General features: G+C 45.0%; 19 protein-coding genes. 7 read left to right on the forward strand and 12 right to left on the reverse strand.

All coding sequences use genetic code 11. The features are described 5' to 3' along the window. Positions 1-141 precede the first annotated feature (141 nt). Complete coding sequence (pyc, locus tag V5G21_RS00190; RefSeq protein ID WP_338465061.1) at positions 142-3,591, reverse strand: pyruvate carboxylase; 3,450 nt, start codon at positions 3,589-3,591, stop codon at positions 142-144. A gap of 233 nt (positions 3,592-3,824) precedes the next feature. Next, a complete protein-coding gene (locus tag V5G21_RS00195) occupies positions 3,825-4,106 on the reverse strand; it encodes a YlaN family protein (protein WP_011247239.1) in 282 nt (93 codons plus the stop codon). Positions 4,107-4,265: 159 nt separating this feature from the next. On the opposite strand from V5G21_RS00195, the gene V5G21_RS00200 reads away from it, so the two are divergent. Continuing rightward, positions 4,266-4,778: a hypothetical protein gene (locus tag V5G21_RS00200; RefSeq protein ID WP_011247240.1), complete on the forward strand. Its 513-nt coding sequence runs from the start codon at positions 4,266-4,268 to the stop codon at positions 4,776-4,778. Here V5G21_RS00200 and V5G21_RS00205 read toward each other — a convergent pair. Continuing rightward, on the reverse strand, positions 4,775-6,112 hold the full coding sequence (locus V5G21_RS00205) for a PhoH family protein (RefSeq protein WP_035201578.1): 1,338 nt from the start codon (positions 6,110-6,112) through the stop codon (positions 4,775-4,777). The two genes, V5G21_RS00200 and V5G21_RS00205, sit on opposite strands and share 4 nt — an antisense overlap. 242 nt (positions 6,113-6,354) lie before the next feature. On the opposite strand from V5G21_RS00205, the gene V5G21_RS00210 reads away from it, so the two are divergent. Then, positions 6,355-6,555, forward strand: a complete 201-nt coding sequence (locus V5G21_RS00210; protein WP_011247242.1) for a YlaI family protein — start codon at positions 6,355-6,357, stop codon at positions 6,553-6,555. 66 nt (positions 6,556-6,621) lie between these two features. Here the strand turns inward: V5G21_RS00210 and V5G21_RS00215 are convergent, their stop codons facing one another. Together V5G21_RS00215 and typA are read right to left on the reverse strand one after the other, a co-directional pair. After that, on the reverse strand, positions 6,622-6,957 hold the full coding sequence (locus tag V5G21_RS00215; protein WP_011247243.1) for a YlaH-like family protein: 336 nt from the start codon (positions 6,955-6,957) through the stop codon (positions 6,622-6,624). Between the two features lie 31 nt (positions 6,958-6,988). Next, positions 6,989-8,827, reverse strand: coding sequence for a translational GTPase TypA (gene typA, locus V5G21_RS00220; protein ID WP_011247244.1), 1,839 nt, complete (start codon positions 8,825-8,827; stop codon positions 6,989-6,991). A gap of 259 nt (positions 8,828-9,086) precedes the next feature. Here typA and V5G21_RS00225 point away from each other — a divergent pair, with 259 nt between their 5' ends. After that, complete coding sequence (locus V5G21_RS00225) at positions 9,087-9,275, forward strand: DUF5325 family protein (RefSeq protein ID WP_011247245.1); 189 nt, start codon at positions 9,087-9,089, stop codon at positions 9,273-9,275. A gap of 24 nt (positions 9,276-9,299) precedes the next feature. Here V5G21_RS00225 and V5G21_RS00230 read toward each other — a convergent pair whose 3' ends face one another. Both V5G21_RS00230 and V5G21_RS00235 read right to left on the reverse strand, forming a co-directional pair. Next, positions 9,300-10,199: an NAD(P)-dependent oxidoreductase gene (locus tag V5G21_RS00230; RefSeq protein WP_035201582.1), complete on the reverse strand. Its 900-nt coding sequence runs from the start codon at positions 10,197-10,199 to the stop codon at positions 9,300-9,302. Next, complete coding sequence (locus V5G21_RS00235) at positions 10,196-11,002, reverse strand: inositol monophosphatase family protein (protein ID WP_011247247.1); 807 nt, start codon at positions 11,000-11,002, stop codon at positions 10,196-10,198. Before V5G21_RS00235 ends, V5G21_RS00230 begins: the two co-directional genes overlap by 4 nt. A 136-nt stretch (positions 11,003-11,138) precedes the next feature. On the opposite strand from V5G21_RS00235, the gene V5G21_RS00240 reads away from it, so the two are divergent. Next, positions 11,139-11,774, forward strand: coding sequence for a DUF1054 domain-containing protein (locus V5G21_RS00240; RefSeq protein WP_035201583.1), 636 nt, complete (start codon positions 11,139-11,141; stop codon positions 11,772-11,774). Between the two features lie 39 nt (positions 11,775-11,813). Here V5G21_RS00240 and V5G21_RS00245 read toward each other — a convergent pair whose 3' ends face one another. Continuing rightward, on the reverse strand, positions 11,814-12,077 hold the full coding sequence (locus tag V5G21_RS00245; protein WP_244153281.1) for a UPF0223 family protein: 264 nt from the start codon (positions 12,075-12,077) through the stop codon (positions 11,814-11,816). 109 nt (positions 12,078-12,186) lie between these two features. Here V5G21_RS00245 and V5G21_RS00250 point away from each other — a divergent pair, with 109 nt between their 5' ends. Continuing rightward, entirely contained in the window at positions 12,187-13,665 is a 1,479-nt protein-coding gene (locus V5G21_RS00250; protein WP_063609866.1) for an aminotransferase class I/II-fold pyridoxal phosphate-dependent enzyme, read from the forward strand. A 162-nt stretch (positions 13,666-13,827) separates the two neighbouring features. Here the strand turns inward: V5G21_RS00250 and V5G21_RS00255 are convergent, their stop codons facing one another. The 3 genes from V5G21_RS00255 to V5G21_RS00265 all read right to left on the reverse strand — a co-directional run bounded on the left by V5G21_RS00255 (position 13,828) and on the right by V5G21_RS00265 (position 16,534). After that, positions 13,828-15,180 carry a M48 family metallopeptidase gene (locus tag V5G21_RS00255; protein ID WP_269029152.1) on the reverse strand — a complete coding sequence of 451 codons (1,353 nt, stop codon included), beginning with the start codon at positions 15,178-15,180 and terminating at the stop codon, positions 13,828-13,830. Between the two features lie 246 nt (positions 15,181-15,426). Next, positions 15,427-15,567 carry a GapA-binding peptide SR1P gene (locus V5G21_RS00260; protein WP_081427630.1) on the reverse strand — a complete coding sequence of 47 codons (141 nt, stop codon included), beginning with the start codon at positions 15,565-15,567 and terminating at the stop codon, positions 15,427-15,429. Between the two features lie 133 nt (positions 15,568-15,700). After that, entirely contained in the window at positions 15,701-16,534 is an 834-nt protein-coding gene (locus tag V5G21_RS00265; RefSeq protein WP_073304274.1) for a polysaccharide deacetylase family protein, read from the reverse strand. A gap of 226 nt (positions 16,535-16,760) precedes the next feature. Here V5G21_RS00265 and V5G21_RS00270 point away from each other — a divergent pair, with 226 nt between their 5' ends. After that, positions 16,761-18,407 (forward strand): glycine betaine uptake BCCT transporter, encoded by a 1,647-nt coding sequence (locus tag V5G21_RS00270; RefSeq protein ID WP_073304276.1) that lies wholly within the window; start codon positions 16,761-16,763, stop codon positions 18,405-18,407. 170 nt (positions 18,408-18,577) lie between these two features. Next, a complete protein-coding gene (locus tag V5G21_RS00275; RefSeq protein WP_011247254.1) occupies positions 18,578-18,964 on the forward strand; it encodes a hypothetical protein in 387 nt (128 codons plus the stop codon). A gap of 50 nt (positions 18,965-19,014) precedes the next feature. On the opposite strand, the gene opp4C is transcribed toward V5G21_RS00275, so the two are convergent. Next, a complete protein-coding gene (opp4C, locus tag V5G21_RS00280) occupies positions 19,015-19,926 on the reverse strand; it encodes an oligopeptide ABC transporter permease (RefSeq protein ID WP_073304278.1) in 912 nt (303 codons plus the stop codon). Positions 19,927-19,928: the final 2 nt, after the last annotated feature.

The raw sequence follows: 19,928 nt of genomic DNA on the forward strand, positions 1-19,928 counted from the left end.
GGTTTTCAGATTGTAGACAAACGCTCGGTTTCCCATTCTACGTTGCTCCCTCGTTCATTTTGCTCATTCGCAGCTTCACTCGGTTTCGCGCCTTGACGGCCAAGCGCTGTCTGTTTGATCATCGTCTACGTTTCATACAAGCTACTCGGAAAGTTCAATGAGCAAGTCGCCTGTTGAAATCGACTCTCCATCTCGTGCATACACTTTTTTAACCGTACCGCTAATTGCTGCTTGGACAGTTGTCTCCATTTTCATCGCTTCTGTAATCATCAAATGGTCGCCTTTTTCCACTTTGTCGCCTTCAGCTACAAGGGCCTTAATGACCGTTCCTGGCATTGAAGCGCCAATATGGCTCGGGTTGTTTTTCTCTGCTTTCGGACGTGTCACGGTTGTTGTCTTCACATCCAAATCTTGAATATGAACTTCACGAGGTTGCCCATTCAGTTCAAAATAGACGATCCGTGTCCCGTCTGGTTGTGGGTCTGACACAGATACAAGCTTGACAATTAACGTTTTCCCACGTTCGATTTCAACTTCAATTTCCTCGCCTAAATGGAGGCCGTAAAAGAATGTCGGCGTATCCAGGACGGACACATCGCCAAATCGTTGGCAAAATTGCTCATACTCCATAAACACTTTTGGATATAAGGCATAGGAAAGCACGTCATGGCTCGTGACTTGACGGCCAAGCTCTTCAAATAAGCTTTTGCCAACTGCTTTAAAGTCCACTGGCTTCATATGTTCGCCAGGGCGCCCCTCAATCGGCTGCTTGCCTTTTAAAATAATGCGCTGCAGCTTTTCAGGAAAGCCTTTGTACGGCTGGCCTAAGTGCCCTTGGAAAAACTCTACTACGGAATCAGGAAAATCAAGGCTTTCGCCACGCTCAAAAATCGCTTCTTCCGTTAAATCATTTTGTACCATATAAAGGGCCATATCGCCAACTACTTTGGAGGATGGCGTTACTTTTACAATATCGCCAAACAAGTCGTTAACGCGACGGTACATTCGTTTCACTTCATTCCAACGGTTGTACAGTCCAACTGCTTTTGCTTGCTGCTGAAGGTTGCTATATTGACCCCCTGGCATTTCATGCTCGTACACTTCTGTATGCGGAGCATTCATGCCGCTTTCAAACCCACGGTAAAATTTGCGTGTGTCATGCCAAAATTGATCGAGCTTTTCATAATTGCCAACATCCATTTTTGGTTGGCGGCTTTTTTCAGCTAATGCATAATACAAGCTGTTTGCGCTTGGTTGCGAAGTCAAGCCTGCCATTGAGCTGACGGCGACATCGACAATATCAACGCCTGCATCGACGGCACGGGCATACGTGAAAATACCGTTGCCGCTCGTGTCGTGCATATGCAAATGAATCGGAATGTCGACTGCTTCTTTTAACTCAGAGACAAGTTGGTAGGCCGCCTCCGGTTTTAACAATCCAGCCATATCTTTAATGGCAAGAATATGGGCGCCTGACGCTTCTAATTCTTTGGCCATTTTTTTGTAGTAATTTAAATCATATTTATCGCGATTTTTGTCCAAAATATCGCCCGTGTAGCATACAGCCGCTTCTGCCACTTTTCCGCTCGCCCCCACAGCTTCAATGGCTGGCTTCATTGCTTCCACCCAGTTCAAGCTGTCAAAGATCCGGAAAACGTCGATGCCTGCTTCAGCCGACTTCTGGACAAAATCAGCAATGACGTTGTCAGGATAGCTTGTATAACCGACGCCATTGGAAGCGCGTAAAAGCATTTGGAACAGCACATTAGGCACTTTTTCACGCAATGTAAGAAGCCGTTCCCACGGATTTTCATGCAGAAAACGCATCGCGACATCAAAAGTCGCTCCGCCCCACATCTCAAGAGAAAACAAATCAGGAAGCAAGCGCGCTGTAGGTTCAGCAATTTTCTTTAAATCATACGTGCGCACACGTGTCGCCAGCAGTGACTGGTGGGCATCGCGGAATGTCGTATCGGTCAACAACACTTTTTGTTCTTGCTTGACCCATTTCGCTAATCCTTCTGGCCCACGCTCATCTAAAAGTTGCTTTGTGCCCGCTGGTATCGGCTCGTTTTTATTAAATGCAGGGACAACCGGTTTGTCAAACAGCGGCTTTTCCCCTTTTTCCAAACCTGGGTAGCCATTCACAACCGTCTCTCCGATAAAGGACAACATTTTTGTCCCCCGGTCTTTTCGTTTAGGAAAGACAAATAGCTCAGGTGTTTCGTCTATAAAATGAGTATTGTATTCGCCATTTAAAAACTGCGGGTGCGTGACGACATTTTCCAAAAATGCAATATTTGTCTTAATGCCGCGAATCCGAAATTCCCGTAGATTGCGTACCATCTTCAAGGCTGCAGCCTCAAACGTTAACGCCCACGTTGATACTTTTACGAGCAACGAATCGTAGTGGGGGCTAATAACAGCGCCTTGGAACCCGTTTCCAGCATCAAGGCGAACACCAAAGCCGCCACTTGAACGATAGGCATTGATTCTTCCCGTATCCGGCATAAACCCATTTGCAGGGTCTTCCGTCGTTACCCGTGACTGGATCGCGTAGCCAAAACAAGCGATATCTTCTTGTTTAGGAATGTCGAGTTCTTTTTCATGGAGTTTGTAACCGTCGGCAATTTTCAACTGCGACTGCACGATGTCGATGCCAGTAATCATTTCCGTAATCGTGTGTTCCACTTGGACACGAGGATTGACTTCAATAAAATAGAATGTTCCGTCATCGGTGACGAGAAACTCAACCGTACCGGCGTTTACGTAGCCGACATTTTTCATCAAGTTGACGGCTGCATCGCAAATATTGGTTCGCACTTCATCGGACAGGGATACGCTTGGCGCAATTTCGACTACTTTCTGATGGCGCCGTTGCACCGAACAGTCCCGTTCATACAAGTGGACAATATTTCCGTGCTTATCAGCTAAAATTTGCACTTCGATATGTTTAGGGCGTTCGACAAATTTTTCTACATACACTTCATCGTTGCCGAACGCTGATTTCGCTTCAGACTTCGCCCGTTCATACGATTCTTTTACATCCTTTTCTTCGCGGACAATACGCATACCGCGACCGCCTCCGCCTAAGGAAGCTTTGATGATGAACGGATAGCCGTGTTCGTCCGCAAATGCTTGGACTTCCTCTAAGCTAGCAACTGGGCCATCGCTTCCTGGAATGACAGGCAACCCTGCTTTTAATGCTTGTTCCCGTGCCTGTATTTTGTCACCAAACATCCGAAGGTGCTCAAGCTCAGGCCCGACAAAAATCAGCCCTTCTTCCTGACAACGTCTGGCGAATTCGATATTCTCTGACAAAAACCCATAGCCTGGGTGAATCGCATCAACATCATGTGCTTTTGCTGTCGCAATGATGTCTTCAATGTCCAGATAAGCATCAATCGGCTTTTTTCCTTCGCCAACGAGATACGCTTCATCCGCTTTATAGCGGTGAAAAGCACCTGTGTCCTCTTTTGAATAGATAGCGACAGTGCGGATGTTCAACTCTGAACATGCTCGAAAAATCCGAATAGCGATCTCCCCACGATTTGCAACGAGCACTTTTTTAATCGATTTTAATGCGTTCATAACGACTACCTCCCCAACTCGTTTCAAACAAGCTTTTTTCTTTTTTTATACTTTGAACGATTTTTGTCGATTTGGCAACTATAAAGTTAAAAATTTTTTCGTTTCAGGCTAAAAAAAAAAGCTAGATCCGCTATATTACTTGCCTTTCTGTCAATCTAAAATTTTTATTTCGCTCCTAACTCGTCCATCATCGATGCTTGGATTGCAGAAAAACCGGGCAAGTTGCCCGGTTTTTATTTTCTCATAGAAGCTTCATGCAGCAGCGCAAGTTTGCGTTCCAATTCGCTTAAAATCATTTTCCCTTTTTCTTCCTCTACTAATTCAAGACGGATGGCAAAGTCAATTTCCCTTGACAAGCCAAACATCCGCGTATCTAAAACCTCTTCGTAGAGGGGGCATTGCGGCATCGTCAAATTTTCCAGCTGCACTTCAATGAGTTTCTGAATTTTTTCAGCATCTGCCTGCAAGAGCGCGTACGCTTTCTCGCTCTGGCTAGTCACAGCATTCGTCGTCAAGGTGTCCCCTCCTTGGCTAAATGTTCGTTCTACTTACATAGTATCTTTGTTTCCCCGAAATTGCAATCTTTTTCCCCAGTTTCGAACAGGCAGAAGCCGTGACAATTGCGCTATTCCCCGCTATACTTTTGGTACGGTGTAAAAATGGAGGGTGCTTCAATGGAAGAGTTTGTGTTTTTTATTTCAGGAAAAGTCGCTAGACCACTAACGATTGACCCGACTGTATGGATATTTGATGAGCGAAAAATTGATTTGGAAGCGTTTTTTCAAAGTGAAGAAGGCTTGCCTGATGACAATGATTTAGTAAGCTACACGAAAGCAGTAGCAAAAAAATGGGATAAGGAAATGCTTGAAGGCTCTGAGCCACCGAACCCGAACCGTGATTCGAATCAAATTGCTTTTGAACGGCAAAAATGGACAAATGGTTCTTTTGGCATGCCACTAAAGCCCTTCATCCGCAACGCTGCTCCAGAAGAAAGTGCAACAGCAATCGAAATACGCACGACGGATGGCAAAACGTTTCCTTTCAGCATTGAGCAGGGCGATTCGTTCATTGCTGCTTTTTCCGAAAAAGGCCAGCCTTTAAAAGAGGATGGCCCTGTCCATGTCTATCTTGCCGATGACAGCAGCAAAGAACCCGTTCGCCGCGTGCACGAAATCGTGTTCATCTAAAGCAAATCTGCGGCAAGTTGCGCTAGCGCTGAGCGTTCTCCTTTGATCAATCGAACATGTCCGCTCAGCGCTTCTTTTTTAAACGTTTCCACTGCATACGTTAGCCCATTTGTATATTCATCCAAATACGGGTGGTCAATTTGTGCAGGGTCCCCCATCAACACAATTTTACTGCGTTCCCCCACTCGCGTTAATATCGTCTTCACTTCGTGTTTCGTTAAGTTTTGCGCTTCATCAATAATGATGAACTGGTCGGGAATGCTCCTGCCCCGAATGTAAGTAAGCGCCTCTACTTGAATCGAACTCATTCCCGCTAGAATCCGATCCAGCTCGCCTGGCTTTTTTGTGTCAAATAAAAATTCAAGATTATCGTAAATAGGCTGCATCCAAGGTTTTAGTTTTTCCTCTTTCTCGCCTGGCAAATAGCCGATGTCTTTGCCGAGTGGAACAACAGGGCGGGCGACAACAAGCTTTTTATAAAGGTGGAGGTCTTCCGTCTGCAAAAGCCCCGCAGCAAGCGCCAATAACGTCTTGCCTGTCCCAGCTTTCCCAATCATCGTCACAAGTGGCAAGTCTGTCCGCAACAGAAGCTCCAGTGCCATCTTTTGCTGGGCATTACGTGGGCGAATTCCCCATACTTGCTCATGCTCGCCTACAAGCGGTTTAATCGAATGGCCAAGCAAATCGACTTTTCCAAGCGCTGAACTAGAAGGTTGGACGTGGTCTTTTAAAACGACAAATTGGTTTGGGAAAAAGGAGCGGTCTGGCAACATTGTCACCGACACTTGACCGCTTTTATAAAATTGGTCGATGACTTCCTGGTCGACATAACAAGTTTCAAAACCATCATAGCCTTTATCTGTTTCAATCACACGGTCATTTAGGAAATCTTCTGTTCTTAAATCAAACGCATCTGCCTTAACACGAACTAGCGCGTCTTTGCTGACAAGGACGACTTCACATCCGTTTGCTTTTTCATTCTCTTCCTTCTGCAAATTTAAGGCAACCGCAATGATGCGATTGTCATTTGTCATTTCAGCAAAGCTATCTTTTAAATGCTTGAAAGAGCGATGATTTAGCTCCACGCGGAACACCCCGCCCCGGTCAAGGACGACCCCTTGATGGAGTTTGCCGCCATCACGCAATTGGTCGACCATTTTTGCGATCAAACGCGCATTGCGCCCGATTTCATCCATGTTTCGCTTTTTAGAATCCACTTCTTCCAATACGACAGCGGGAATGACCACTTCATGCGGCTGAAATTGGTAGATCGCATATGGATCTTGAAGCAGGACATTTGTGTCTAATACATAAATTTGATTAGCTTTCCCCAAATCATACGCCTCCCGACATGTGCAGCTCGATTTCCTTTTTAAGGCAAGCCTCCTTTTCATTATCGTATGTAGGAGCAAAACAACTTAGACGAAAGTTTAGAAAGAAATGCAGGCGTTTCTTTTTTTTCGTAAATTGTTTACAATAACAATAACGGTTCAAGTTCCTCCATCCGTATGTGCCTGTTTTTTTAAAAGAAATTGGATAATTGATCCATATAAAACTCGAGGAGGTGCAGCCAAAATTGAAAGTAAAATGTGTCATGTGCGACAAAATTAATGATATTGAAGATTTTAGCACCCTTGCCAAACGGCTGCGCAACCGTCCTATCCATACCTATATGTGCGACTCTTGTAAAGCAAGAATTGAAAAACGGACGATTGAGCGTAAAGCGACTGGCTTATTTTATACCCCCCATCAAAAAGAAAAGAGTGACTGGCCATAAAAGCCAGTCACTCTTTTTAAAACGCTAGGCGTATTCATCCGCCTGATTGGTACGATCACTTTCCGTTTATACATTTTGCGATTTTTCTTTGCGGTGGAGGTGCAGCCGAAAACGATAAATGCCTAGCACGACAGCAGAAATGGCTAATACGGCTAAAATCGGCGCGCCAAAAACGAATTCCAAAAACCAGAGCCCAAAGCTGCCAATTACTAACAAAACGTAAATAACGACCATTTTCAATAACGGCAGTTTCCTCGCAAAACCGAGATTGAAAACAATCACACAAAGGACAATTGTCGCCACAAAAGCAATAAAACCAATCCATGGGTTCTCATAGGTCGCTTGCATAAGCCACGGCATGCTTTCAAGCGGAACCGTTTTTTGCTCAGCTAGAAATTCCATGTTCTTTTCAGCCCTTCCTCACCAATAATCATCACTTACTTGAAGCGATTTTTCTCCGTTTTTCTTCCCGTTCCCGTTCTGATTTGTTCAAGATTTTTTTGCGCAAGCGAATCGATTGTGGCGTCATTTCGCAGTATTCATCGTCATTCAAATACTCAAGCGCTTCTTCTAGCGTCAAAATGCGTGGTCGTTTCATCGTGACCGTGTGCTCTTTTGTGGCAGAACGGACATTTGTCTGCTGCTTCATTTTCGTAATGTTGACAGTCAAATCATTTTCCCGTGTATGTTCGCCCACAATCATGCCTTCGTAAATTTCTGTGCCTGGTTCTACAAAGATGGTGCCTCGGTCTTCTACATTGATAATTCCATATTGGGTCGCTTTTCCTGTTTCAATGGAAACAAGCACTCCTTGGCGTCGACCGCCAACTTGGCCAGCAGTAACTGGCTGATAGGAATCAAATGAATGGTTTAAAATCCCGTATCCTCGTGTTTGCGTTAAAAACTCAGTTGTATAACCGATCAACCCACGAGCAGGTACGAGAAATTCAAGCCGAACTTGTCCACTTCCTGTGTTGGCCATGTTCACCATTTCGCCTTTGCGCTCCCCAAGAGATTGCATAACGGCACCTTGGTATTCCTCTGGCACATCAATTTGCACACGTTCTACCGGTTCGCACCGGATACCATCGACTTCGCGGATGATGACTTCCGGTTTGGATACTTGTAGTTCGTACCCTTCACGGCGCATGTTTTCAATTAAAATGGACAAGTGCAGCTCGCCACGCCCTGAGACAACCCACATATCAGGGGAATCTGTATTTTCCACACGCAAACTAACATCGGTTTCTAATTCGGCTTTAAGCCGTTCTTCTAGTTTACGGCTTGTTACAAATTTTCCTTCACGACCAGCAAAAGGTGAATTATTGACTAGGAAAGTCATTTTAAGTGTCGGTTCATCGATCCGTAACGGTGGCAACGCATCTTGATGCTCTATCGGACAAACCGTTTCGCCAACATTGATTTCTTCCATTCCCGAAACAGCCACTAAATCGCCAGCTCTTGCTTCGCTAATTTCAGCGCGTTTTAAGCCAAGAAAGCCGAACAGCTTTGTGACGCGAAATTGTTTGACTGTGCCGTCAAGCTTCATGAGAGCCACTTGCTGGCCCACTTTAATCGTGCCTCTAAATACTCGGCCAATCCCAATACGGCCAACATAATCGTTGTAATCAAGCAACGTAATTTGCAGCTGCAACGGCTCATCGCTATTGTCTACTGGGGCCGGGATTTGCTCTACAACCGTTTGGAAAAGAGCATCCATGTTTTCGTCTTGCTTTTCTGGCGATAAGGATGCCGTCCCATTTATAGCAGAAGTGTAGACAACCGGAAAATCAAGCTGGTCTTCATCTGCTCCTAAATCGATAAACAAATCAATGACTTCATCCACGACTTCATTCGGCCGGGCTGCAGGACGATCAATTTTATTCACGACTACAATCGGTGCCAGCTTTTGCTCAAGTGCTTTTTTCAAAACAAAACGCGTTTGCGGCATGCAGCCTTCGTAAGCATCGACGACAAGAAGAACACCGTCAACCATTTTCATAATCCGCTCAACTTCGCCTCCAAAGTCGGCGTGTCCTGGCGTATCCATGATGTTGATACGTGTCCCTTTGTAATTGATTGCTGTATTTTTTGCTAAAATGGTAATGCCTCTTTCTTTTTCAATCGCATTCGAATCCATTGCTCTTTCTTGCACAGTTTCATGTTGCAAAAATGTGCCAGATTGTTTTAAGAGTTCATCCACTAATGTCGTTTTTCCGTGGTCAACGTGGGCAATGATCGCAATATTACGCAACTCTTCGCGTACAGTCATGTTTTTTCTCTCCTTCTATGTTAAGCCCATTTTGGTCATCCGTACTGGAAGGCATGGGCAATCATGGATGAAAGGTTCTCTCTCATTCAGGCTTTTAACTGTACAAGTATACCACAAATTGAGCCCCGTTCCTACTTCAATTGCTGAAGAATGTCGTAAAGATCGTGATTCGAAATGTTTTCCGTTTTGTCACAGTCTTTACTTTCCCTTTTTCGCGGATCACGGTACACTAATCAATAGCGAGGGAAGGAGGCCCGTTTTGAAAAAAGAAAATCTATTGTTTTTAACGCTTTCAATTATAACGGTATTGTGCATTATGGCAATTGGCGTTGCAGTGGCAGAGCGGAGTCTCGTTATAGCCATTGTTGCGATTTTAGGTATTTTCCTTTCAATGGGACTCGGCTTTAGCCGCAGAAAAAAAAATGAATCGAATCATAACTCTTTTTAAAATGAAAAGAGAGCCACTGACCGGTCAATGGCTCTCTTTTTTATGGCGTTTCACAATCGTCCCTGTTGCTTCTTCTAGTGGTCGAATAATAGCGCTCACATCTTGGTCTCCGTACTTTTCTTTTGCCTTTGCGACTTTTTCAGCCCCTAATTTAACGACGTCGAGTGGCATGCCAATGTCGTCTGCCAACTTTAAGGCCAAGCCGATATCTTTATGAAGCAAGTTAATGGAAAAACGGGCTTCAAACTGCCTGTCCAAAATCGCATTTACTGCCCAGTCCATGCTTTTGGAAAAGCCAGCGCTTCGCTTAATAACTTCGTAGGCAACTGCCGGATCAACACCAGCTTTTTCTGCCATGACATAACATTCTGCCAGCGCCGACTGATGAACGCCAATAAGCATGTTATTGAGCAACTTTACCGTCGTGCCGCTCCCTGTCTCGCCAACGCGGACAATGTAGTCGCCAAATGCCTTTAACACAGGCAGCGCCCTTTCGTATGCGTCTTCCTCGCCTCCACACATAATCGTTAAATTGCCGGCTTCTGCTCCCATTGGCCCACCGCTAATTGGTGCATCTAGAAACGAAGCTCCTTTTTCTTTTAAGCGGCTGCTCGCCCATTCGTTGGTCGCACGGTCCACAGTGGAATGGTCAATGACGATTTTGCCTGCGGAAGCACCGGCAATAAGTCCGTTCGGACCGTCATACACATCATGAATCGTTGACGGTAGCGGCAAACATGTCATCACAATATCAACGGTTTCCATTAACGCTTTTGGCGAGCTCGCTTCCACAGCGCCAAATGCAAGCGCTTTTTCAATCGGCCCACGGCTGCGGCTGACAACATATGTCTCATAGCCTGCCTCCACTAAATGGCGCGTCATCGGCAACCCCATTGTTCCCAGGCCAATAAATCCTACTTTCATGTGCTCTCCCCCTTATGCAAGTACGTGGATACTAATGTTTCATGCAAAGACGGTTTTGCGGCAACGATTGACCCTCTTTCCAGCAGCGACAATGCCTCTCCATTAAAGCGAGTTGTCTTGCATCCTGCTTCTTGCAACAAAACTGCACCGCCAGCATAATCCCATGGGGACAATTTTGGACTTATGTATGCATCCAGTAAACCGCTCGCTACATAAGCCATTTCAAGGGCAGCAGATCCATAACTGCGTGTTCCCCGGCATGTTTTAGCGATGTCTACCAAGTCAGGCTGGATCGGCAAGTTGTCCTTCACAAGCCAATTGCCATTAATGCCGATTACGGACTGAGCTAACTCATTTCCTTTCGCAGGCGATTGTTTTCTGTCATTGATGAAAAAGCCAACGCCTTCGATTGCGTGAAACAGCTCGCCTGACATCACATCATAAACAAGCCCGACTTTCCCTTTTCCGTTTTCGTAAATGCCTACAGAGATCGCAAAATTTCGTTTTTGGTGGACAAAGTTCATTGTGCCGTCAATCGGATCGATAATCCAGACAATGCCATCTAGCGTATCAAGGCGATCGGCAATCCCTTCTTCGCCAAGGAAATGATGGGTTGGATACGTGGCTACAATATTGTCATAAAAAAACGATTCCGTGCTTTTATCCACATCGGTTACCAAATCATTAGGACCCGATTTGGCATCAATGTGAAACGGCCGGTGAAGCGCTTGCTTAATTGCGTCTCCCGCCTCAACGATCCACGCACGTGCTTGCCTTTCAAGTTCTACCCATGTCGTCTCCATACAAGCCTCCTATATCTTATCTACTGTTGCTTCTATTATGGCATAAATTGAAAACAAAACAAACGGAAAGGCAAAACAAGCGATTTGATCTTTTTTCTTCATCAAGCTATCCTATAGACGAAAGGAGTGTATACGTATGCCGCTACCTGGGTTTACAAAATCAGACTTTGAGACATTTTTAATCGATGGTCTAGAGGAAAGAATGGCCGCAATCCGTTCAAATATACAGCCAAAATTCCAAGTGATTGGCGCAGAACTTAGAGACGAGCTCTCGACGCTATTAGGGAATGAGATGTTTTTGCACATTGCCCAACATGCAAGGAGAACGACAAATCCACCGAATGATACGTGGCTTGCTGTTGCAGGCAATAAACGGGGCTACAAAAAACACCCCCATTTTCAAGTCGGGTTGTTTGATGACCATCTCTTTATTTGGCTAGCGTTTATTTACGAGCTGCCGGAAAAAGGCAACATCGCCAAAACCTTTTTGGAAAACAAACCGCTTATAGAAGAGGTCGTCCCTTCTGATTATGTTGTTTCCGTTGACCACACAAAAAAAGAAGCAAACCCACTGTCAGAGCTTGATTTAACCCAATCTCTTGAACGGTTCCGCGACGTCAAAAAAGCAGAATGGCTCGTTGGACGCCATTTTGCAAAAGGGAGCGAAACAGTCGAGAATGGCGAGCAGCTTATGGAGGCGATTCGCCAAACAGTCAAAACGCTGTTGCCTCTTTATCAGCTCTCGCTTACAGCTGGTGCCCCTACACGTTGACGAAAAGCCAGTCGATTCTTGTCCGACTGGCTTTTATCGTTAGCCTTTTATAAGTTCATGTTCGGCTGCTTCCAGTGCTCGCTTCACGATTTTATAACAGGAAATACCTAGTTGTTCATCTACTTCCCGAAAAAGCTGTTTTTCTTCAGACTTTGCAGGGATTACCCCTTTGAACCGGTTATAGTGAGCCTTGATTTCCCCGGCGGTCACGCCTTGCTCTACAGCAAGCGCGATACAGTCAAAAAACTCAGCGACAACGACAATCTCTTCTTGTGACCAGTCGTACCTAATCGGAATATTCATGTCCATCCCCCTTTCCTTTTTTCTATCCGTAGGCAAATGCGCTCCATTTTGCTATACTCTTCTTGTTTGCTTTGTATAAGCTTCAATTTCCTTAAGTGAGGTGGCCTTCATGGGACACGACCAAGAACAAACCCCGTTATTTACGGGTTTAACCGAATATGCCAAAAAAGAGCCAATCCCTTTTCATATACCAGGCCATAAACGAGGAGCAGGCATGGACGCCGATTTTCGCACTTTTATAGGCGAAGAAGCGCTGTCCATTGACTTGATTAACATTGCCCCTCTCGATGACTTACACCATCCTCATGGCATTATTGATCAATCTCAGCAATTGGCAGCCAAAGCATTTGGAGCTGATTATACATTTTTCTCTGTACAAGGCACAAGCGGGGCCATCATGACTATGATTATGAGCGTATGTGGGCCAGGCGATAAAATTATTGTCCCTCGCAACGTTCATAAATCCATTATGTCAGCGATTATTTTTTGCGGGGCATTGCCTGTGTTTATCCATCCAGAACTCGACTTTGAACATGGGATTGCTCACGGGGTAGCGACAGAGTCAGTTGCCAAAGCGATACGCGCTCATCCTGACGCAAAAGCCGTCCTTGTGATCAACCCTACTTACTACGGATTTACTTGCGATTTAAAGGCGATTGTCGAATTAGCCCATCAAGCGGGCATTCCTGTACTTGTTGATGAAGCACACGGCGTACACATCCATTTTAATGAGCGTCTGCCGGTAAGCGCAATGCAAGCAGGAGCAGACATGGCAGCGACGAGCGTGCATAAATTAGGAGGTTCGCTGACACAAAGTTCCATATTAAATGTTCGTGCCGGGCTTGTATCCGTTGAACATACAACGGCCGTTATGAGCATGCTGACAACCACATCGACTTCTTATTTGCTCCTTGCCTCCCTGGATGCGGCGAGAAAACATCTAGCTACAAAAGGAGCCCAACTCCTCGATGAGACCATCGACTTGTCGACTTGGATGCGCCATGCAATTAATGAGATTGACGGACTATACTGCCTTGGCAGCGAAAAACTCCATGGATCCGCTGTATTTTCCCATGACCCCACGAAGCTGTTAATTTCTTTAAAAGGCTTAAACATTTCTGGTTTTGCCGCAGAAGTTTGGCTACGGGACCATTACAATATTGAAGTTGAACTTTCCGACTTGTACAATATTCTTTGCATCATTACCATTGGCGATACAGAGGAAAAGCTTGCTTTGTTGCTGAGAGCATTAACGCAACTGGCGCTGGAATTTTCTTCAACAGCTAATCGTTGTGCGTCTTTACCCGTCCATGTCGCCAATATTCCAACGCTTGCCCTTTCGCCGCGTGAAGCCTTTTATGCGCAAACAGAAACAGTGCCATTTGATAAATCAGTTGGCCGGATTATTGCCGAGTTTATTATGGTCTATCCTCCAGGCATCCCTATTCTTAGCCCAGGGGAATTGATCAGTGAAGAAAACCTCGCTTATGTAAAAGAAAACTTGAAAGCTGGCCTTCCTGTCCAAGGTCCAGAAGACGCTACACTTTCCAACTTGAAAGTGATTAAAGAGCAACGCGCCATTCGATAAAATACGCACGTGCGTGTTGCTAGTGTTAAGCGAGAGTAGAGAAGCACAAAAAGCGTGCTGAAAATCGGACAGTTTCAGCACGCTTTTTTTGTTCTATTTAACACATTTCCAAAAGAAGCCCCTACTTCAAGCGACCTGCAAGTGTGATAAATGGTGGGTGGTTCACTCTGCATAAAAAACTAATTTGTCTCTAAGTTCTTCTTCATTTTCTGCATCCATTAGCGATAAGGCACTATCGCCGTAAGAATCTTCGTAATAAGGGTCTGCCCCGTAGTCAAGCAAAAGCAACGCTGTGTCATAATCATCGTAATAAACGGCGGAAACGAGGGGGCTATCATCTTGAAAATAATCATTTGGATCCGCACCCGCCTCAAGAAGCAATTCTACTAGCTCTTTGTTTTCATAAAAGGTTGCATGATAGAGAAGCGAGTTCCCATAACGGTCCATTTCGTTCACGTCAAAATTGCCCGTTTGCAAAAGTTGTTTCACTTTTGCATGGTCTTCTGCAATGACAGCTTGGAACAATGGCGACCTGTCGCTAGAACTTCTATCGACGGCGCCCCCAACATTTGTCGTATCCGTACTGCTCCAATTAAATTGCTTGTATCCAATAGAAAAGGATGGATCGAATTTATCATCAAACAATCCGTATGTGAGAGAGCCGAACACAATTGCGAGCAGGACCGCCCCATACACAAACACGCCACCTATAACGACCAATCCAATTCCGAGAACAATCACACCGTTATTTTGTCTATAAACACTGACTTCTTGTTCGTTGGCAAACAGAGCAATGGATTGAATCCGTTTTGGTAGCCTTGGGTGTGTCGACAACACTTCACTAAGCCAAACCGCTCCGTTTGAATCGGTTTCGATTTGTTGTCTAAACGCTTCCTCATTTAACTCTGGCGCTAAACGCTTGCCAATGCTAAAAATCGCTAAAGCCCGTTTTGCAGCAGCCACATTTCCTGTAAAGTAAGTAGCAGCACGGTCGCATGTATACTCACATGAGCGGCTATACGCTTGTGCTAAAAAAGGAATGAGCTTAGCTGGTGCAATAAGGACATTTTTCCATACATGATTGCGTTTAATATGGGTCAATTCATGGGCGATAATAAAATCGAGTTCCGCTTCACCAGCTCCCCTGGCAAGGTCAAATACGTCAGAGGTGAGTAAAATCATATGCTTGCCCCAAAAACGTGTTGCGAATGCGTTCATGAGACCTTCCGCTTCAACGACAAACACATCAGGTACGTTCTCAACACCCATCTTCTTTGAAATCGCGACCACACGCTCATAGACATCGCCAAATTGATGTTCGTGAATCCGGACGCCGTTCCCACGAATAGATCCGATTGCTAATAATTGAGTGACATACAAGATCGCAAAGACAGTCAATACAATAGCGATGCCAATAATGGAGATGACTGCAAGAATGTAGACGAGAATGCTAAATAAGAGGCAAATAATAAAATAGGGTGTCTCTCGTGGTGACTGAATAGCTGATTCATTCACTTGGTTCTTCCTTCTTTCCTCATGGTGATATTTGAACGCTATTTAGTATACGATTCGATAAATAGCGACACAATCCAGCATCGTCACATTTTAGAAATCCTTTAGAATTCGCCTAAATACCCGCATCAATAGAATTGGTTAATTGGAATCTATTTGAAAATAAAACGTTTATCTAAAAAGAAGTCAGCGCTTATGCGTAAACAAAAAAACACCTTGCAGTCATTCTTGCAAGGTGTTCATTATCGTCTATTTATTTGCGAGCGTTTCAGTCGTTTGTTGCTGGCAACGTGAGCAAGATGATACCGCGTACAAACGGCTGACTTTTTCCCCTTCGAAATGCTCCACGGCTTCATTACAATGTTGGCAAACAATTGTACCCACTTGCATCGCTCCTCTTCATTAGGTTGGAATCGCTTTCTATTGCTTATGTTTATAATAGTATGGCTCATTTAATTCGTCAAGGCTCTTTAGCATGTCACATTAAAAATAAATAAGCCACCCAGTTCGGGTGGCTTGAGCATTAGTTTAATTGGGCGGGGTCGACAAAGTCATAGCCTTTGTCCCGCAAACCAGTAACAATTTCTTCAAGAGCGCCTGCCGTCCATTCACGATCGTGCATTAACAAATTAGCGCCATTGGTAAGAAGTTCAGTATGGACCATAATGTCGGCGATGGCTTCTTCGCTTTGATATTCGCTTTCCCAATCATAACCATATGTCCAATTCATGTTTAGCATGCCTTCTTCCTCAACCAGGCTACGGGAATACTCCGTATTAATGCCATGAGGAGCCCTGAAAAAACGGGGGCGTTCGCCAATTACGTCTTCGATCCGGTCATTTAGTTCGACAATTTCTTGTTGCTGCACTTCCTCTCCCACATCATCAAGCTTTTGATGGCTCATTGTATGATTGCCGATGGCAAAACCCATGTCGTGAATTTGTTTGAGTTCATCCGCCCCCTCTTCATCCTCAATAAAATGGCCATTGACAAAAAAGATCGCCGGCACGTCGAGCTCTTCCAGTGTTTGCGCCATTTCGAGTCCGTAGGCATCAGGAGCATCGTCAATCGTTAGAAGCACCACTTTTTCATTAGCGTCTGTACCTTCAATCGGCTCTACTGTCCAGCTGTTTGAATTGATTTCGTATAAAGGTTCACTATCCTGATCCTGCTCTTCGACTTCATTTTCTTCTGGCTTTTCAAGATCCTCGCTGCTATTTTCATCTTCTGTCATAGCGTGCTCTTTGTCGCCTTCGTTCTCGTTTGCCTCTGTCGCCGTTTGCGATGAGTTATCAGACTCATTTCCGCAAGCTGTTAGCACGAGCAAGCAGACGGGAACTGCCAACCATTTTTTCATGTTAGTTCTTCCTCCCCTTTCAGTTGTAGCCATGTTAGCAAAAATTGCCTTCATCCGACAACTGGAAAGCCAACCATATATTTTGATAAATTGCGTTTATTCGCCCAATGAAGCGGGTATGATAAAGCGATCGCGATGAAAATCGGCGTATCTTCCCTTGGATTGTTTGCCATCCTATGGTATGATGACGACTTGTGGACAACAAGGAAAGGTTGAGATTGTACAAATGAAACAAACAACTTCAGTATTTGGAACGGCTGTTGCAATTGCAAGCGCCTTTATCCTTTGGGGAGTGTTTTTCCCTCAAAATATGGCGACCGTAATGGACTCCATCCAAGGCTTTATCTCATCTGAACTTGGTTGGTTCTATTTGCTCTCTGCCACTTTTTATGTAGGCGTGGGCATTTACTTAATTTTTAGCCCTTATGGAAGTATTAAACTCGGTAAACCTGAGGAAGAACCTGAATATAGCTATATGACATGGTTTGCATTTCTTTTTACAGCCGGCATGGGCATCGGCCTTGTTTTTTGGGGAGCGGCTGAACCACTGTCCCATTATTTTGCTCCTCCAGATGCTGCACCAGGCACGCAAGATGCAGCTGCCCAGGCGATGCGGTATGCGATCTTTCATTGGGGCATCCATCCATGGGCCATCTATGCTGTTGTGGCGCTGGCACTCGCCTATTTTCAGTACCGTAAAGACGAGCCTGCTTTATTTAGCTCGACATTCCGGCCGCTCATTGGCCACCGCATTACAGGGCCGCTTGGCAAGGTCATTGACGTCTTTGTCGTGTTCGCGACCGTTTTTGGAACGGCGACATCACTTGGTTTCGGAGCCGCGCAAATTACAGCCGGTCTTCGCTATTTGTTTCCTGCATTAAATTCGTTTTCCGATAATGTATTTCAGTTGGTTGTCATTGCCATTGTAACAATTCTCTTTTGTATTTCGGCGGCAACCGGCGTCGACAAAGGCATTCGCATATTGAGCAATTTTAATGTACGACTTGCTATTATTTTAATGGCCTTTGTGTTGCTTCTCGGTCCGACCAGTTACATAATGGGCGTTTTTACACAAGGCATTGGCAGCTATGCCCAAAACTTTTTTGGCATGAGTTTTAGCATGGATGTTTATAACCCAGAATCTTCTTGGGTGCAAGAATGGACATTGTTTTACTGGGCATGGTGGATTTCGTGGTCCCCTTTCGTCGGGGCATTTATTGCCCGTGTTTCACGAGGGCGCACAATTCGCGAGTTTGTCATTGGCGTTATCGCACTGCCGTCTTTGTTCGGCGCTTTTTGGTTTAGCGTATTTGGCGGCTCTAGCATCTTTTTTGAAAACGAAACAGGTGCCCTTTATGGGCAAATGCAAACAGGCGGCACGGAAATGGCATTGTTTGCCTTGCTTGAGCAATTCCCATTGACCTTTTTCGTTTCCATTCTTACCGTCATTCTAATCGCCTCCTTTTTTGTAACATCAGCCGACTCGGCAACGGTCGTGCTCGGTATGCAAACAACTGGCGGCCTTCTAAATCCGCCTAATGCGGTAAAGTTGGTGTGGGGCGTTATTATTTCCGGAACAGCTGCTGTACTACTGCTAACAAGCGAACAAGGTTTGGCCGCGCTGCAAACGGCATCGATTATTGGTGCTTTTCCGTTTGCTGTGATTATCATTTTAATGATTGTGTCGCTTTTTAAAGAACTCCGCAATGAAAAAGCAGCACTGGCAGTAAACCGTGAACGGCTCCGGCAAGAGCGCCTAGCTTTGCGCAATGAACGGGAACGCATTAAACGGGAACAGATGTTGCTTCGCAAAGAACAACAAAAACTTCGGCAACTAACAAAAGACAAGAAGAAGGACAGAAAAAAAGACTAACTTGGTGTGCTCCTAGATGCAATCGATCTAGGAGCTTTTTTTGCGATATTTACAATCGATTCACAGTCGTTTTACATTTTTATGACGCTAGAAAAAGACTGTTTTCCTTATGCTAAAATTGATTTCAGTTATTGCTGCGACTGCTTATTAACCAAAAAGGAGGAGAAGAAATGCAAAATAAAGGGGTACGCCTTCTGTTCATCGGCTGTTTCATCTTTTTTCTGCAAGGCTGTTCCATTTTACCTGCCTTTTCGTCTCCTCAGCTGCATTCTAACGAGAAAGAGGATCCCGTTACGCTTATTTTTTCCGATCCTGACAGACTTTCAGATGAAGCCAATTACTATGACGCGGTATTAGCAGTCCAACAGGATTTAGGAGAACAGGTAACAGAGTTAGTCATTTGTGACGCAAGCGAGCGCCATATTATCAACTATTATGACATAGATGAATTTCCAGCGATGCTTGTTTATAAGGGTGATGACGAAAAACTGCGCATTTCCGGCAAACACGACATCACAGACTTATACGCCCGGCTTGAAGGAGCCTTAAAACAATAAAAAAGAGCATAGCCACCGCGAAAAGCGTTGGTTTTGCTCTTTTTGCTCTATTACGCTTTTGAATCAAATGCGTCCCGGAGACCATCGCCAATAAAGTTAATGGAAAGAACAGTAAGCAAAATGCATAATCCAGGGGGCAACCAAGCTTCTGGATTGTTGCGTAGCAAGCGGACGCTTTGTGCTTCTGTTAGCATATTTCCCCATGTCGGTGTAGGTTGAGGCACGCCGAAACCGATGAAGCTTAATGCTGATTCGGCGACAATCATCGTCGCCATGACGATCGTTGCATTGACGATGATCGGTCCGACCGCATTAGGTAAAAAATGCTTGCGGATGATACGCCAATCGGAACAGCCGATACTTCGGGCGCTTAACACATACTCCTTTTCACGAATGGAAAGAAACGTACCTCGTAAAATTCGGCAAACTTGCGGCCAGGATGTAATCGCGATAACGAGAATAAAAATCGGTACTGTCGTCCGTTCTAGGATCGCCACAATCGTCATAAACAGCAAAATAAATGGGAAAATAAGGACAATGTCCGTAAAACGCATAATGACAGAATCGATTTTCCCGCCATAATAACCAGCAATTGAACCAAGTGTTCCGCCAATTAACACCGTAAACAACATTGCAAAAAAGCCAACCGTAAGAGAGATTCTCGCGCCATAAACAAGCCTTGAAAAGTTATCGCGGCCAGAACCGTCTGTGCCTAACCAGTTTTCGCCATCTGCTTTCGCTTCGATTTTGCTGAGCTGGGAAGCAGTCGGATCATGTGTCGCAATGACATCAGCAAAAATAGCGACCAACACGATAAACGATAAAAAGACAATGCCCGCTAGAGCCAATTTATTTTTGCGAAACCGGCGAAAAGCTAGGACCGTAGGGCTGACGCTTTTTTCTTCTGACAATGTTGGCGTCGGAGGGGACACACTCGGTGTTTCATTTAATCTCGGTTCCATTC

This window comes from Shouchella rhizosphaerae (genome assembly GCF_036700015.1).
Lineage (GTDB): Bacteria > Bacillota > Bacilli > Bacillales > Bacillaceae_D > Shouchella > Shouchella rhizosphaerae.

Bases quoted from the DNA above. Each gene is read 5' to 3' on its own strand.
- pyc (WP_338465061.1), bottom strand. From the start codon at position 3,591: ATGAACGCATTAAAATCGATTAAAAAAGTGCTCGTTGCAAATCGTGGG.
- V5G21_RS00200 (WP_011247240.1), top strand. From the start codon at position 4,266: ATGGAAGAGTTTGTGTTTTTTATTTCAGGAAAAGTCGCTAGACCACTA.
- V5G21_RS00215 (WP_011247243.1), bottom strand. From the start codon at position 6,957: ATGGAATTTCTAGCTGAGCAAAAAACGGTTCCGCTTGAAAGCATGCCG.
- typA (WP_011247244.1), bottom strand. From the start codon at position 8,827: ATGACTGTACGCGAAGAGTTGCGTAATATTGCGATCATTGCCCACGTT.
- V5G21_RS00230 (WP_035201582.1), bottom strand. From the start codon at position 10,199: ATGAAAGTAGGATTTATTGGCCTGGGAACAATGGGGTTGCCGATGACG.
- V5G21_RS00235 (WP_011247247.1), bottom strand. From the start codon at position 11,002: ATGGAGACGACATGGGTAGAACTTGAAAGGCAAGCACGTGCGTGGATC.
- V5G21_RS00240 (WP_035201583.1), top strand. From the start codon at position 11,139: ATGCCGCTACCTGGGTTTACAAAATCAGACTTTGAGACATTTTTAATC.
- V5G21_RS00245 (WP_244153281.1), bottom strand. From the start codon at position 12,077: ATGAATATTCCGATTAGGTACGACTGGTCACAAGAAGAGATTGTCGTT.
- V5G21_RS00250 (WP_063609866.1), top strand. From the start codon at position 12,187: ATGGGACACGACCAAGAACAAACCCCGTTATTTACGGGTTTAACCGAA.
- V5G21_RS00260 (WP_081427630.1), bottom strand. From the start codon at position 15,567: ATGCAAGTGGGTACAATTGTTTGCCAACATTGTAATGAAGCCGTGGAG.
- V5G21_RS00265 (WP_073304274.1), bottom strand. From the start codon at position 16,534: ATGAAAAAATGGTTGGCAGTTCCCGTCTGCTTGCTCGTGCTAACAGCT.
- V5G21_RS00270 (WP_073304276.1), top strand. From the start codon at position 16,761: ATGAAACAAACAACTTCAGTATTTGGAACGGCTGTTGCAATTGCAAGC.
- V5G21_RS00275 (WP_011247254.1), top strand. From the start codon at position 18,578: ATGCAAAATAAAGGGGTACGCCTTCTGTTCATCGGCTGTTTCATCTTT.
- opp4C (WP_073304278.1), bottom strand. From the start codon at position 19,926: ATGGAACCGAGATTAAATGAAACACCGAGTGTGTCCCCTCCGACGCCA.